Here is a 14,947-nt window from a genome sequence, read left to right as displayed (position 1 = left end):
CCCTGATGAAAAACCAGAGCGAATACCACCCAAACTCAGTTATTGGAGCTTCCCCTCAAACATAGAATCTCCCACAGGTGTACCTACGCAAGAGAATGGTTGGCTGCCAGGCCGCCTTCGCGGGCAAGCCCGCTCCCACAGATAGGGTGGCTTCCAGACAGCCTTCACCGGCGAGCCCGCTCCCACAGAGATGGGTTACCTACAAAGAACCCCGATGAGCCCACCGCTGACGCAACCACTCAAGATCTTCAGACCGCGTCACCTTGAGGTTATCCGCCCGCCCCTCAATCAAGCGCGGCGCCTGCCCCGACCACTCCATGGCGGACGCCTCATCGGTAATGGTCACATCAGCCACCAGGCTGTCAGCCAGCGCCCGATGCAAAGCCCCCAAACGGAACATCTGCGGCGTATAAGCCTGCCAGATCACACTGCGATCAACAGTTTCGAGCACCCGGCCATGCTTATCCACACGTTTGAGCGTGTCACGGGCCGGCACGGCGAGCAGCCCACCGACCGGATCATCCGCCAGCTCCGACAGCAGCTTGTCGAGATCGTCGCGGGTCAGGTTCGGTCGCGCAGCATCATGGACCAACACCCAGTCCTCATCGGCAGCGCCCTGCGCGTGCAGGTGCAGCAAGGCATTGAGCACAGACCCCGAGCGCTCTTCGCCACCCTCCACCCGCTGAATGCGAGGATCGGCAGCGCAGGCCAGGTTCGGCCAATAAGGATCATCAACAGCAAGACTGACCACCAACCCCTTCAAGGCCGGGTGATCGAGGAAACAGCCGAGGCTGTGTTCGAGAATAGTGCGTCCGCCCAGCTGCAAGTACTGCTTGGGACGGTCCGCGGCCATACGGGCACCAACGCCCGCGGCGGGAATCACGGCCCAGAAGGCCGGCAAGGCGTGCATCATTGGGCCAACTGGTAAAGCGTTTCACCGTCCTTGACCATGCCCAACTCATGGCGGGCCCGTTCTTCAACGGTCTCCATGCCTTTTTTCAACTCCATGACTTCTGCATCCATCACTCGATTGCGCTCCAGCAGGGTCTGGTTTTCAGCTTGCTGGTCGGCAATCTGCTGAGTCAGGTCGGCCACCTGCGCCAGGCTGCCGTTTCCCACCCACAGGCGGTACTGCAAACCACCCAGGAGCAAGAGCAAGACAAGAAACAACCAGTAAGGACTGCGCATCGAATATCAGGTATCCAGTGAAAAAAAACAGCCATGCCAAGACTTTGAACGTCTGATAGCACGAAGCCTGGAAGAACCAGGCTCGTACTTTAAAGCATCAGATTAGTGGCAAAAAACCCGCTGTAGCGTTTTTTTTCGACACAATCCGGTGTCTTTTTACGCGTCCAGGCTTAGCCGCGGAACTCGCTACGGCCATTGTACTTGGCCTTGGCGCCCAATTGCTCTTCGATACGCAGCAGTTGGTTGTACTTGGAAACGCGGTCGGAGCGGCACAGCGAACCGGTCTTGATCTGGCCGGCCGAAGTACCCACGGCCAGGTCGGCAATGGTCGAATCTTCGGTTTCGCCGGAACGGTGCGAGATCACGGCAGTGTAACCAGCGGCCTTGGCCATCTGGATCGCTTCCAGGGTCTCGGTCAGGGTGCCGATCTGGTTGAACTTGATCAGGATCGAGTTGGCGATCTTTTTATCGATGCCTTCTTTCAGGATCTTGGTGTTGGTCACGAACAGGTCGTCGCCCACCAGCTGGGTCTTTTCGCCGATCTTGTCGGTGAGGATTTTCCAGCCTGCCCAGTCGGACTCGTCCAGGCCATCTTCAATGGAGATGATCGGGTAACGCTCGGTCAGACCTTTGAGGTAGTCAGCGAAACCTTCAGCGGTGAACACCTGGCCTTCACCGGACAGGTTGTACTTGCCGTCTTCGTAGAATTCGCTGGCCGCGCAGTCCAGTGCCAGGGTCACGTCGGTGCCGAGTTTGTAGCCAGCGTTGGCCACCGCTTCGGAGATCACTTTCAGTGCGTCTTCGTTGGACGCCAGGTTCGGCGCGAAACCACCTTCGTCACCCACGGCAGTGCTCAGGCCACGGGCCTTCAGAACAGCTTTGAGGTGATGGAAAATCTCGGTGCCCATGCGCAGACCTTCCGAGAAAGTCTTGGCGCCAACTGGCTGAACCATGAATTCCTGGATGTCGACGTTGTTATCGGCGTGCTCGCCACCGTTGATGATGTTCATCATCGGAACCGGCATCGAGTAGACACCCGGGGTGCCGTTCAGGTTGGCGATGTGAGCGTACAGCGGCAGGTCCTGGTCGTGAGCGGCAGCCTTGGCGGCGGCCAGGGACACGGCGAGGATGGCGTTGGCGCCCAGGCTGCCTTTGTTCTCGGTACCGTCCAGCTCGATCATGATGCGATCGAGGGCTTTCTGGTCAATCGGGTCTTTACCCAGCAGCGCGGTGCGGATCGGGCCATTGATGTTGGCCACGGCCTTCAATACACCTTTGCCCAGGTAACGGCTCTTGTCGCCATCACGCAGCTCCAGCGCTTCGCGCGAGCCAGTGGAAGCACCGGACGGCGCGCAGGCGCTGCCGATGATGCCGTTGTCGAGAAGCACGTCCGCTTCGACAGTGGGATTGCCACGGGAGTCGAGAACTTCACGACCTTTGATGTCGACGATTTTTGCCATTGTTGTAAACACTCCAAAGTTGACGAAAACGACGCAGCTGTAGGAAAGCTTTTTACCGTCGGCAAGTGATATGCAGCGGGCAGACTTGCGGACGATAAGGCCCGGACCCGAAGGTCCGAGCATTAAATCGTGCGGTACTTTACCGGAGAATCGAGGGTTACGCGGTTTCTACCGTCGGAAAACTCTTCACCAAGTCATCCAGAGCCTTGAGCTGGGTCAGGAATGGCTCCAGCTTGTCCAGGCGCAAGGCGCAAGGGCCGTCACACTTGGCGTTATCCGGATCCGGATGAGCCTCCAGGAACAGGCCGGCCAGCGACTGGCTCATGCCAGCCTTGGCGAGGTCTGTCACCTGGGCGCGGCGACCACCGGCGGAATCGGAGCGACCGCCGGGCATTTGCAGCGCGTGGGTCACGTCGAAGAACACCGGGTACTCGAACTGCTTCATGATGCCGAAGCCGAGCATGTCCACCACCAGGTTGTTGTAGCCGAAGCTCGAACCACGCTCGCAGAGGATCAACTGATCGTTACCCGCCTCTTCGCACTTGCTCAGGATGTGTCGCATTTCCTGAGGGGCGAGGAATTGGGCCTTCTTGATGTTGATCACAGCGCCGGTCTTGGCCATCGCGACGACCAGGTCGGTCTGGCGCGACAGGAAGGCCGGCAACTGGATGATGTCGCAGACTTCAGCAACCACTGCAGCCTGCTCTGGCTCATGGACATCGGTGATGACCGGCACGCCAAAGGCTTGCTTGATGTCCTGGAAAATCCGCATGCCTTCCTCGAGGCCGGGGCCCCGATAGGAAGCGACCGACGAGCGGTTGGCCTTGTCGAAGCTGGCCTTGAACACGTAAGGGATACCGAGCTTTTCGGTGACCTTGACGTATTCTTCACAGACCTGCATCGCCATTTCGCGGCTTTCCAGCACGTTCATGCCACCGAACAGCACCATCGGTTTGTCGTTGGCGATTTCGATGTTGCCGACGCGGATGATCTTTTGAGCCATCAGGTTCAAGCCTTCTTCTGGTGTTGAGCCAAAGCTGCTTTGACAAAACCACTGAACAGCGGGTGACCGTCACGCGGAGTCGAGGTGAACTCCGGGTGGAACTGGCAAGCCACGAACCATGGGTGGTCCGGGGCTTCGACCACTTCGACCAGCGCGCCATCACCGGAACGACCGGAGATTTTCAGACCGGCCTCGATGATTTGTGGCAGCAGGTTGTTGTTCACTTCATAACGATGGCGATGACGCTCGACGATCACGTCCTTGCCATAGCAATCATGAACCAGGGAGCCGGCTTCCAGCAGGCAGTCCTGGGCACCCAGGCGCATGGTGCCGCCCAGGTCGGACGACTCGGTACGGGTTTCAACCGCGCCGGTGGCATCTTCCCACTCGGTGATCAGGCCCACGACCGGGTGACCGCTGGTGCGATCGAACTCGGTGGAGTTGGCGTCTTTCCAGCCCATCACGTTACGAGCGAACTCGATCACGGCCACTTGCATGCCCAGGCAGATACCCAGGTATGGAATCTTGTTTTCGCGAGCGTATTGAACGGCGGTGATCTTGCCTTCCACGCCACGCAGACCGAAGCCGCCAGGCACCAGGATCGCGTCCACGCCTTCCAGCAGCGCGGTGCCCTGGTTCTCGATGTCTTCCGAATCGATGTAGCGCAGGTTGACCTTGGTACGGTTGCTGATGCCGGCGTGACTCATCGCTTCGATCAGCGACTTGTAGGCGTCGAGCAGTTCCATGTACTTGCCGACCATCGCGATGGTGACTTCGTGCTCCGGGTTCAGCTTGGCATCGACCACCGCTTCCCACTCGGACAGATCGGCGCTGTCGCATTGCAGGCCGAAACGCTCCACAACGAAATCATCCAGGCCCTGGGCGTGCAGGATGCCCGGGATCTTGTAGATGGTATCGGCGTCTTCCAGAGCGATGACCGCACGTTCTTCAACGTTGGTGAACTGCGCGATCTTGCGACGCGAGGACAGGTCGATCGGGTGGTCGGAACGGCATACCAACACGTCAGGCTGCAGGCCGATGGAACGCAGTTCCTTGACCGAGTGCTGGGTAGGCTTGGTCTTGGTTTCGCCGGCAGTGGCGATGTACGGCACCAGCGTCAGGTGCATCAGCATCGCGCGCTTGGCGCCGACTTCGAAACGCAATTGACGGATGGCTTCGAGGAACGGTTGGGACTCGATGTCACCCACGGTGCCACCGATCTCGACCATCGCCACGTCGGCATCGCCAGCACCCTTGATGATGCGGCGCTTGATTTCGTCGGTGATGTGCGGAATCACCTGGATGGTTGCACCCAGGTAGTCACCACGGCGCTCTTTGCGCAGCACGTGCTCGTAGACACGCCCCGTGGTGAAGTTGTTGTTCTGGGTCATGGTCGTGCGGATGAACCGCTCGTAGTGGCCCAGATCCAGGTCGGTCTCGGCGCCGTCGTGGGTGACGAACACTTCACCGTGCTGGAACGGGCTCATGGTGCCCGGGTCAACGTTGATGTACGGGTCCAGCTTGAGCATGGTGACCTTAAGTCCCCGCGCCTCCAGGATGGCCGCCAATGAAGCCGATGCAATGCCTTTCCCCAAAGAAGAAACAACACCGCCCGTGACGAATATGTAGCGCGTCATGAAAAACCCTAGAAGTCTGCGTTAAAGCGGTCCGAGCCGCCGGGGAAAGCGAAGGAAGGCCGAAGCCCCCGATCACCTGCATTAATTACAGTGCATCTTTCAAAAAAACCGCCGCGTTGGGACAGACCGGCAGATGAAACACCGGTACGTTGCTCGCTACACATTTTTTGGAATCGCCCAGCAAAGACTGCTTGGTAATCGGCAACTCCTGCAATTCAGTCGAATCCACAGAAGTTGTATCAAGAAGGGAGCGTAGTCTACCGGAAAGCCCCTTTCAGCTCAAACCTTGATCGTTGATTGCTGGCTGCCATTGCAAAACGTAGCTCCCGCCAGCGCTACCGTCCAGCCCGGGCAGGTTTGCCACCGCTATCAATTGCTCATCGCAGTACAGCAGCGGCAATCTGCCACGGGCAAACAACGGCAAACGACTTTCATTGAGCAATCGCTTGAGATCGCGATGCCCGCGACCGGGCAACGCCATGACCTCCCCGCCCTGCCGGTAGCGCACGCTGAGCAGGCCTTGGGGCACGGTTCCGTGAATGCTGAGCCGGCCGTTGTCAGGCAGCAACAGCGGCACCGACGGATCAGCCCAACACAGACCAAGCGGCGCGAGCGCCAGCCAGTCACGGGACAACCACCAGATGCGTCCGTTGGCCCGATGCAGCTCACCGTCAGCCAGGCGCCAGACCGGCCGGGCATCCACGGCGGCCTCACGCACGTCGGTCCAACCCGACCAGTGGTCACTGTCGGGCAAGCGCGATAACGGGTTCAGCCAATGACTGAGCGCATTGCGCTGGCGGGCAGCGGACAGTTTTTCCAGCGCGCCCATCTCCAGGGAAGGCACGCCCAGCCAATCGAACTCACTGACGGTGGCAGCCTGCGCCAGGTCCATCCGGGCCAGCTCATCGAGCAATCCTTGCGCCTCGCTCAAGTGTGCGGCACTACGCGCCATGGTGGCGACAGCCTGGGGCCAACGCTGAGTGAGTGCCGGGATGATCTGCTGGCGCAGGAAATTGCGGGAGAACTGCTGGTCAGCGTTCGAAGGGTCTTCAACCCAGCCCAACCGATGCTCGGCGGCGTAGGCCTCAAGGTCAGCCCGGGAGACCTCCAGCAATGGCCGCACCAGATGCCCGCGCCCCAACGGGCGTTGCACCGGCATCGCCGCAAGCCCTCGCACCCCAGCCCCGCGCAACAGGCGAAACAGCAAGGTTTCGGCTTGATCGTCGCGGTGCTGGGCGGTCAGCAACACATCACCGGCTTGAGTCGCCTCGACGAAGGCGCCATAGCGCGCCTCACGGGCCGCCCGTTCGCGACTCGCCCCCGTCAGCACCTGAACGCGAGCGACCGTCAATGGCACCCCCAACGCATCACACACTGCCTGACAATGTGCCGGCCACGCATCGGCCGCAGCCTGAAGGCCGTGATGGACATGGATGGCTTTGAGCGTGGGTAACGTCTGTTTTTTTGCGAGCTGAACCAGAAGGTGCAGCAGGACGGTGGAGTCGAGGCCACCGGAGAAGGCGATACGCCAGGTTGGCGCGGTACGCCAAGGAGCCAGGTTCAGCAGGAGCTTGGCAGAAAGATCAATCATGGGCTGACTCATATCGATCGCTTTGCACAAATCAAATGTGGGAGCAGCTTGCTCGCGAAGGCGGCTGAACATTCAACACATCAGTTGACTGTTATACCCCTTTCGCGAGCAAGCCCGCTCCCACATCAAAGCGAGATCAGATCAGAGACCGTAGCTCATCAGACGCTCGTAGCGGCGGGCCAGCAGCGCGTCGCTATCGAACTTCTTCAGCATCTTCAGTTGCGCGCTCAGTTCGGCACGGATCGAGGCGGCGGCAGCGGCCGGATCTCGGTGTGCACCGCCCAACGGCTCGCCGATCACTTTGTCGACGATACCCAGGCCTTTGAGGCGCTCTGCGGTAATGCCCATGGCTTCGGCAGCATCCGGTGCCTTTTCCGCGGTTTTCCACAGGATCGAAGCACAGCCTTCCGGCGAGATCACCGCGTAGGTCGAGTACTGCAGCATGTTCAACTGATCGCAAACGCCGATCGCCAATGCACCACCGGAACCACCTTCACCGATCACGGTGGCGATGATTGGGGTTTTCAGGCGCGCCATGACACGCAGGTTCCAGGCAATGGCCTCGCTCTGGTTACGCTCTTCAGCGTCGATCCCCGGGTAGGCGCCCGGCGTGTCGATGAAGGTCAGGATCGGCATCTTGAAACGCTCGGCCATTTCCATCAGGCGGCAGGCCTTGCGGTAGCCTTCCGGACGGGGCATGCCGAAGTTGCGACGCACCTTCTCGCGCACGTCGCGGCCTTTCTGGTGACCAATGACCATCACGGGCTGGTCATCCAGGCGGGCAACGCCCCCGACAATCGCGGCGTCATCGGAGAAGTGACGGTCACCGTGCAACTCGTCGAACTCGGTGAAGATGTGTTCGATGTAGTCCAGGGTGTACGGACGACGCGGATGACGCGCCAGACGTGCGATCTGCCAGCTGGTCAGCTTGCCGAAGATGTCCTCGGTCAGCGTGCTGCTCTTGTCCTGCAGGCGGGAGATCTCATCGCCGATATTCAGCGAATTGTCATTACCGACCAAGCGCAACTCTTCGATCTTGGCTTGCAGGTCGGCGATCGGCTGTTCGAAATCTAGAAAATTCGGGTTCATAGGCGTCCGTCTTGGGTCGACGTCCAAGTGTCCTTGGGTCGGCCGATTGTCTATTCGCGCCCTACCTTAAGGGACAGGCGCGTTCAGGTCGAGATTAAAAATTCGGGTCAGGGTCAGGGCGCTTCAATGGCCCCTGACCGTCAACGGTATTGGAGGAAGACGTTGTCTCGCCCGAACTGGTCACGCAGCGCTTGAATCAAGCTGTCTGCCGGATCGATTCGCCAGCCTTCGCCAAACTGCAGCAAGGCCTTGGCGTCGGGACGGGTGTACTCCAGGGTGATCGGGCACGCGCCGCGATGGCGCTTGAACAACTCCCCCAGCCAGCGCAACTGATCGCCCTTGAGGTCCTGGGTCTGGACCTTCAGGCGCAGGCTTTCGGCCAGGTTGGTGCGGGCATCTTCCATGCTCATCACCCGCTTGACGCGCAACCGCAGGCCTCCGGAGAAGTCGTCGTTGCTGACTTCGCCTTCGACCACCACCATCGCATCGGTCTGCAACAACGACTGCGCCGAGTGGAAGGCATCGGCAAACAGGGACGCCTCGATCCTGCCGGAGCGGTCGTCGAGGGTGATGAAGCCCATCTTGTCGCCCTTTTTGTTCTTCATCACGCGCAGAGCGATGATCATGCCGGCGACGGTCTGGGTATCGCGGGCCGGCTTCAGGTCGATGATGCGCTGACGGGCAAAACGGCGAATCTCGCCTTCATACTCGTCGATCGGGTGCCCGGTCAGGTACAGGCCCAGGGTATCTTTCTCGCCTTTGAGGCGTTCCTTGAGCGTCAGCTCCTTGGCCTTGCGGTGATTGGCATAGACGTCGGCGTCTTCTTCCACGAACAGGCCGCCAAACAGGTCGGCATGGCCACTGTCGTGGGTCCGCGCGGTCTGTTCGGCCGCCTTGATCGCTTCCTCCATGGCCGTCAGCAAGACCGCGCGATTGCGGTCGATGTTGGCCTGGTAGGCTTTCGGCTCATCATGGAAGTACGGCCCCAGGCGATCCAGCGCGCCGCTGCGGATCAAACCGTCCAGGGTGCGCTTGTTGATACGCTTGAGGTCGACCCGGGCGCAGAAGTCGAACAGATCCGTGAACGGACCTTCCTGACGCGCCTCGGTAATCGCCTCGACCGGCCCTTCGCCAACCCCCTTGATCGCGCCCAGCCCATAAATAATGCGGCCTTCGTCATTAACCGTGAACTTGAACTCCGATGTATTCACATCCGGCGCGTCGAGACGCAGCTTCATGGTGCGAATTTCTTCGATCAAGGTCACGACCTTGTCGGTGTTGTGCATGTCCGCCGAAAGCACCGCCGCCATGAACGGCGCCGGATAGTGGGTTTTCAGCCACGCCGTCTGGTACGACACCAGGCCGTAGGCGGCAGAGTGGGACTTGTTGAAGCCGTAACCAGCGAACTTCTCTACCAGGTCGAAAATGTTACCGGCCAGGTCCGCGTCGATATTGTTAGCGGTGCAACCTTCAATGAAACCGCCGCGCTGCTTGGCCATTTCTTCGGGCTTTTTCTTACCCATCGCCCGACGCAGCATGTCCGCACCGCCGAGGGTGTATCCGGCCATGACCTGGGCGATCTGCATCACCTGTTCCTGGTACAGGATGATGCCGTAGGTCGGCGCCAATACCGGCTTGAGGCCTTCGTACTGGTAGTCCGAGTGCGGGTACGCCAGTTCGGCGCGACCGTGCTTACGGTTGATGAAGTCGTCCACCATGCCCGATTGCAATGGGCCCGGACGGAACAGGGCCACCAGTGCGATCAAGTCTTCCAGGCAGTCGGGCTTGAGCTTTTTGATCAGCTCTTTCATGCCGCGCGACTCAAGCTGGAACACTGCGGTGGTTTCAGCTTTTTGCAGCAACTGGTAAGTCGGCTTGTCGTCCAGCGGGATGAACGCGATGTCCAGCGGCGGTTGGTCGACCTTGGCGCGGTCGCGGTTGATGGTTTTCAGCGCCCAATCGATGACCGTCAGGGTCCGCAGCCCCAGGAAGTCGAACTTCACCAGGCCGGCAGCCTCGACGTCATCCTTGTCGAACTGGGTAACCAGGCCTCCGCCCTCTTCGTCGCAATAGATCGGCGAGAAGTCGGTCAGCTTGGTTGGAGCAATCACCACGCCACCGGCGTGCTTGCCGACGTTACGCACCACACCTTCAAGCTTGCGGGCCATTTCCCAGATTTCCGCGGCCTCTTCATCGACCTTGATGAAGTCACGCAGGATTTCTTCCTGTTCGTAGGCTTTTTCCAGGGTCATGCCGACTTCGAAGGGGATCATCTTCGACAGACGATCCGCCAAGCCGTAGGACTTGCCCTGCACCCGCGCCACGTCACGGACTACCGCCTTGGCGGCCATGGAACCGAAGGTGATGATCTGACTGACCGCGTTGCGACCATACTTCTCGGCCACGTAGTCGATGACGCGGTCGCGACCGTCCATGCAGAAGTCGACGTCGAAGTCGGGCATGGAGACCCGTTCCGGGTTAAGGAAACGTTCGAACAGCAGGTCATATTCCAGCGGGTCGAGGTCGGTGATCTTCTGCACGTAGGCCACCAGCGATCCGGCACCCGACCCTCGGCCCGGGCCCACCGGGACGCCGTTGCTCTTGGCCCACTGGATAAAGTCCATCACGATCAGGAAGTAACCGGGGAACCCCATCTGAATGATGATATCCAGCTCGAAATTCAGCCGGTCAACGTAGACCTGGCGCTTGGCCTCATAGTCTTCAGTGGTGTCCTTGGGCAGCAGAACGGACAAGCGCTCTTCCAGGCCATCGAAGGACACCTTGCGGAAATACTCGTCGATGGTCATGCCATCGGGAATCGGGAAGTTGGGCAGGAAGTGCGTCCCCAGCTTCACTTCGATGTTGCAGCGCTTGGCAATCTCGACCGTATTTTCCAGCGCCTCGGGCAGGTCGCTGAACAGCTCGGCCATCTCCTCGGCGCTCTTGAGGTATTGCTGGTCACTGTAGTTCTTCGAGCGCCGCGGATCGTCGAGGGCTCGACCCTCGCCAATGCACACGCGGGTTTCGTGGGCGGCGAAGTCTTCCTGCTTGATGAAGCGCACGTCGTTGGTGGCGACCAGTGGCGCGCCGATCCTGTCGGCCAGGGCTACAGCGGCGTGCAGTTGTTCTTCGTCATTTGGCCGGTTGGTGCGCTGGATCTCCAGATAGAAACGATCCGGAAACACCGCCATCCACTCGCGGGCCAGGGTTTCGGCTTCTTCCGGGTTGCCACTGAGCAGCGCGATACCAATCTCGCCCTCCTTCGCCGCCGACAGCATGATCAAGCCTTCGTTGGCCTCGGCCACCCACTCGCGCTCGATGATGATCTGGCCATTGCGCTGGCCATCGATAAAGCCGCGGGAAATCAGCTCGGTCAGGTTGCGATAGCCAGTGGCATTCATCACCAGAAAGCTGATCCGGCTGAGCGGGTTATCGGGGTCCTTGTTCGACAGCCACAAGTCGGCACCGCAGATCGGCTTGATCCCGGCACCCATGGTGTTTTTGTAGAACTTGACCAGGGAACACATGTTGTTCTGGTCGGTCACGGCCACGGCCGGCATGTTCATGCCGACCAGCGTCTTGACCAGCGGCTTGATCCGCACCAGGCCGTCGACCAGGGAGTATTCAGTGTGCAGGCGCAGGTGAACGAATGAAGCCGGCATAGTGATCCTGTCCAGAAACGTAAAGACAACAAGGCCCGGATTGTACCGGGCCTTGGCAAAAACATCAGCCTTGCGACCAGGGTCTGTGGACGTTGGGTGACGACCGCGACGGTGGCCTATTTGGCGCAGGGCAAGGCGCGAGGAACGTAGTCTGGTTGTTCCAAACAAGTTCCGAGCAACGCAGCCCTGCGCCAAAGGGCCCCGTCCCTTCGGGTTGCGCGCCAACGTGCGCGAGGCTGCGTTGCGGTTCGTCACCCAACGTCAACAGACCCTAGGTCTCGAGCAACCCCTCGCGCGCCTCGTACGCCAGCCTCACGGGGGCGAACGAGCGCCGGTGAATCGGCGTCGGCCCCAGGCGGGCCAAGGCTTCCAGATGAACGGGAGTCGGATAGCCCTTGTGGCCACCAATGCCGTACCCCGGGTAAATCAATTCAAATGCCGCCATTTCCCGATCACGGCTGACTTTCGCCAGGATCGAGGCCGCCGCGATCGCCGGCACCTTGCTATCGCCCTTGACCACGGCCTCGGCCGGCATCGCCAGCTTCGGGCAGCGGTTACCGTCGATCATCGCCAGTTTCGGCGTGACATGCAGCCCTTCGACCGCACGCTGCATGGCCAGCATGGTGGCATGCAGAATGTTCAGCTCATCGATTTCCTCGACCTCGGCGCGGGCAATGCACCAGCTCAGGGCCTTTTCACGGATTTCGTCGTAGAGCTTCTCGCGACGCGCTTCGGTGAGCTTCTTGGAGTCATTGAGTCCCAGAATCGGCCGGTTCGGATCCAGGATCACCGCCGCCGTCACCACCGCGCCACACAACGGGCCACGGCCAACCTCGTCCACGCCAGCGACCAGGTCCTCGGCGTCTGCGACCAGGGTAAAGTCCAGCCCCATTTGCATCTTCACATTACTCATTGCGGGCTGCCGATCAGCGTGAGTACAGCTTCGGCCGCCTGGTTGGAGGCATCGCGACGCAAGGTCCGGTGGATCTGGTCAAACCCGGTGGTTTGCTCTTCCCCACCATCGATCAGCGGCGACAGGGTCAACGCCAGCGCCTCGGGCGTTGCGTCGTCCTGCAGCAACTCGGGCACCAGCAGACGCTGGGCCAGCAAGTTGGGCAGCGAAACGTAAGGGCTTTTGACCATGCGCTTGAGAATCCAGTAGGTCAGCGGCGCCAGTCGGTAGGCCACCACCATCGGCCGCTTGAACAACAGCGCCTCCAGCGTGGCCGTGCCCGATGCAATCAATACTGCGTTGCAAGCCGCCAGCGCCTGGTGAGAACGCCCGTCGAGCAGGGTCACCGGCAAATCGCGACCGGCCAGCAGTTCTTCGAGCTGCACACGGCGCTGAGGACTGGCGCAGGGTATGACGAACCGCACACCGGGGCGCATGGCGCGCAAACGCTCGGCGGCATCGAGGAACAAGCCCCCAAGGCGTCCGACCTCACCGCCACGGCTACCTGGCATCAGGGCAACCAGCGGCCCGTCCGGCAAGCCCAGTTCGGCACGTGCCGCCGAGCGGTCAGCCTCCAGCGGGATCGCATCGGCCAGGGTGTGACCGACAAACCGCACCGGCACGCCCTTCTCTTCATAGAATCGGGCTTCGAACGGCAGCAGCGTCAGCATCAGATCGCAGCCTTCGCGGATCTTCAGCACACGCTTCTGACGCCAGGCCCAGACCGAAGGGCTGACGTAGTGCACCGTCTTGATCCCGGCCTGACGCAGTTTCAGTTCGATATTGAGGGTGAAGTCCGGCGCATCGATGCCAATGAACACATCGGGCTTTTCGGCGATCAGCGTCTTGATCAGCTTTTTGCGCCGGGCCAGGAGTTCACGCAATCGACCCAGAACCTCCACCAGCCCCATGACCGACAAGCGCTCCATGGGGAAGTAGGACACCAGGCCTTCGGCCTCCATCAGCGGGCCACCGACCCCGATGAACTCGACCGCCGGATGCTGAGCCTTGAGTGCCCGCATCAATCCGGCGCCCAGAATATCGCCGGAGGCCTCACCCGCCACCAACGCAATCCGCAGATTGGCCATGATCAGCGAGTAATGCCGCGAGTCGACGACTGGATCGAGTCGCGGAACACGGCGACTTCAGGAAACTGCGCCGAAGGCTCGGCCAGTTCGGCCAGCGCCTGCTCGACGGTCAGCCCCTGGCGGTACACCACCTTGTAGGCACGACGCAGGGCATGGATCGCCTCCTCGCTGAACCCACGACGGCGCAGGCCCTCGAAGTTCATGCTGCGCGCTTCCGCCGGGTTACCGAACACCGTGACATAGGCCGGAACGTCCTTGCCAATGGCGGTACCCATGCCGGAAAAGCTGTGGGCGCCAATGTGGCAGTACTGATGAACCAGGGTGAAACCGGACAGGATCGCCCAGTCATCCACGTGCACGTGGCCGGCCAACGCCGTGTTGTTGACCAGGATGCAGTGATTGCCGATAACGCTGTCATGGCCGATGTGGGCATAGGCCATGATCAGGTTGTGGTCACCCAGGGTGGTTTCGGAACGATCCTGGATGGTCCCCCGGTGAATGGTCACCCCTTCACGGATGACGTTGTGATCACCGATCACCAGGCGGGTTTCTTCGCCTTTGTACTTCAGATCAGGCGTGTCCTCACCTACCGAGGAGAACTGGTAGATACGGTTGTGCTTGCCGATCCGGGTCGGCCCCTTGAGCACCACGTGCGGGCCGATCACTGTTCCCTCGCCGATTTCCACACCTGCGCCGATGATCGACCAAGGGCCGACCTCGACGCCTTCGGCCAGAATGGCCGTCGGATCGATGATTGCGCGAGGGTCAATCAAACTCATAGTTTGCGTTCCGCACAGATGATTTCAGCCGAGCAGACCGGCTTGCCATCGACCGAAGCCTGGCATTCGAACTTCCAGATCTGACGCTTGCAGCTGAGGAACTTGGCTTCAAGAATCAGCTGGTCGCCCGGCAGCACCGGCTGGCGGAAGCGCAACTTGTCGGAGCCGACGAAGTAGTAAAGCGTGCCATCGGCAGGCTTAACGTCGAGCATTTTGAAACCAAGGATTCCGGCAGCCTGAGCCATCGCCTCGATGATCAGTACACCCGGCATGATTGGATGCGCGGGGAAGTGACCATTGAAGAAGGGTTCGTTGATGCTGACATTCTTGTAGGCACGAATGCACTTGCCCTCAACATCCAGGTCCACTACCCGGTCCACCAGCAGGAACGGGTAACGGTGAGGCAGGTATTCGCGAATCTCGTTGATGTCCATCATTTCGGGGGGAAGCCTATGTAAAGATTGGGAGCGCGCGACGGACGCACACTCCTCTAGCAAA

Annotated in this window: 12 protein-coding genes; all 12 read right to left on the bottom strand. The window is 60.4% G+C overall.

The window, feature by feature from the left end; all coding sequences use genetic code 11:
• Positions 1 to 199 precede the first annotated feature (199 nt).
• A complete protein-coding gene (gene ispD, locus AC3WQN_RS20705; protein ID WP_103401468.1) occupies positions 200 to 913 on the bottom strand; it encodes a 2-C-methyl-D-erythritol 4-phosphate cytidylyltransferase in 714 nt (237 codons plus the stop codon).
• Positions 910 to 1,188, bottom strand: a complete 279-nt coding sequence (gene ftsB / locus AC3WQN_RS20700) for a cell division protein FtsB (protein WP_027619031.1) — start codon at positions 1,186 to 1,188, stop codon at positions 910 to 912. Before ftsB ends, ispD begins: the two co-directional genes overlap by 4 nt.
• A gap of 170 nt (positions 1,189 to 1,358) precedes the next feature.
• Positions 1,359 to 2,648 carry a phosphopyruvate hydratase gene (gene eno, locus AC3WQN_RS20695; protein WP_103401469.1) on the bottom strand — a complete coding sequence of 430 codons (1,290 nt, stop codon included), beginning with the start codon at positions 2,646 to 2,648 and terminating at the stop codon, positions 1,359 to 1,361.
• Positions 2,649 to 2,805: 157 nt separating this feature from the next.
• The gene (kdsA, locus tag AC3WQN_RS20690) at positions 2,806 to 3,651 is read right to left on the bottom strand and encodes a 3-deoxy-8-phosphooctulonate synthase (protein ID WP_095146561.1); all 846 of its coding nucleotides are present in this window, start codon (positions 3,649 to 3,651) and stop codon (positions 2,806 to 2,808) included.
• A gap of 5 nt (positions 3,652 to 3,656) precedes the next feature.
• Complete coding sequence (pyrG, locus tag AC3WQN_RS20685) at positions 3,657 to 5,288, bottom strand: CTP synthase (RefSeq protein ID WP_103401470.1); 1,632 nt, start codon at positions 5,286 to 5,288, stop codon at positions 3,657 to 3,659.
• 274 nt (positions 5,289 to 5,562) lie between these two features.
• Entirely contained in the window at positions 5,563 to 6,891 is a 1,329-nt protein-coding gene (gene tilS / locus AC3WQN_RS20680; RefSeq protein ID WP_103401486.1) for a tRNA lysidine(34) synthetase TilS, read from the bottom strand.
• A 129-nt stretch (positions 6,892 to 7,020) separates the two neighbouring features.
• Positions 7,021 to 7,968 carry an acetyl-CoA carboxylase carboxyltransferase subunit alpha gene (locus tag AC3WQN_RS20675; RefSeq protein ID WP_103401471.1) on the bottom strand — a complete coding sequence of 316 codons (948 nt, stop codon included), beginning with the start codon at positions 7,966 to 7,968 and terminating at the stop codon, positions 7,021 to 7,023.
• A gap of 140 nt (positions 7,969 to 8,108) precedes the next feature.
• On the bottom strand, positions 8,109 to 11,630 hold the full coding sequence (gene dnaE / locus AC3WQN_RS20670) for a DNA polymerase III subunit alpha (protein ID WP_103401472.1): 3,522 nt from the start codon (positions 11,628 to 11,630) through the stop codon (positions 8,109 to 8,111).
• A 271-nt stretch (positions 11,631 to 11,901) separates the two neighbouring features.
• Positions 11,902 to 12,528, bottom strand: coding sequence for a ribonuclease HII (gene rnhB, locus AC3WQN_RS20665; RefSeq protein ID WP_095146544.1), 627 nt, complete (start codon positions 12,526 to 12,528; stop codon positions 11,902 to 11,904).
• Positions 12,529 to 12,539: 11 nt separating this feature from the next.
• On the bottom strand, positions 12,540 to 13,670 hold the full coding sequence (lpxB, locus tag AC3WQN_RS20660; protein ID WP_103401473.1) for a lipid-A-disaccharide synthase: 1,131 nt from the start codon (positions 13,668 to 13,670) through the stop codon (positions 12,540 to 12,542).
• A gap of 2 nt (positions 13,671 to 13,672) precedes the next feature.
• Entirely contained in the window at positions 13,673 to 14,449 is a 777-nt protein-coding gene (lpxA, locus tag AC3WQN_RS20655; protein ID WP_103401474.1) for an acyl-ACP--UDP-N-acetylglucosamine O-acyltransferase, read from the bottom strand.
• Positions 14,446 to 14,886 (bottom strand): 3-hydroxyacyl-ACP dehydratase FabZ, encoded by a 441-nt coding sequence (gene fabZ / locus AC3WQN_RS20650; protein ID WP_095146541.1) that lies wholly within the window; start codon positions 14,884 to 14,886, stop codon positions 14,446 to 14,448. The genes lpxA and fabZ overlap by 4 nt, the downstream gene beginning before the upstream one ends.
• Positions 14,887 to 14,947 lie beyond the last annotated feature (61 nt).

It is taken from the genome of Pseudomonas sp. FW300-N1A1 (genome assembly GCF_058789115.1).
This window is presented reverse-complemented; position numbering and strand designations above follow the sequence as displayed.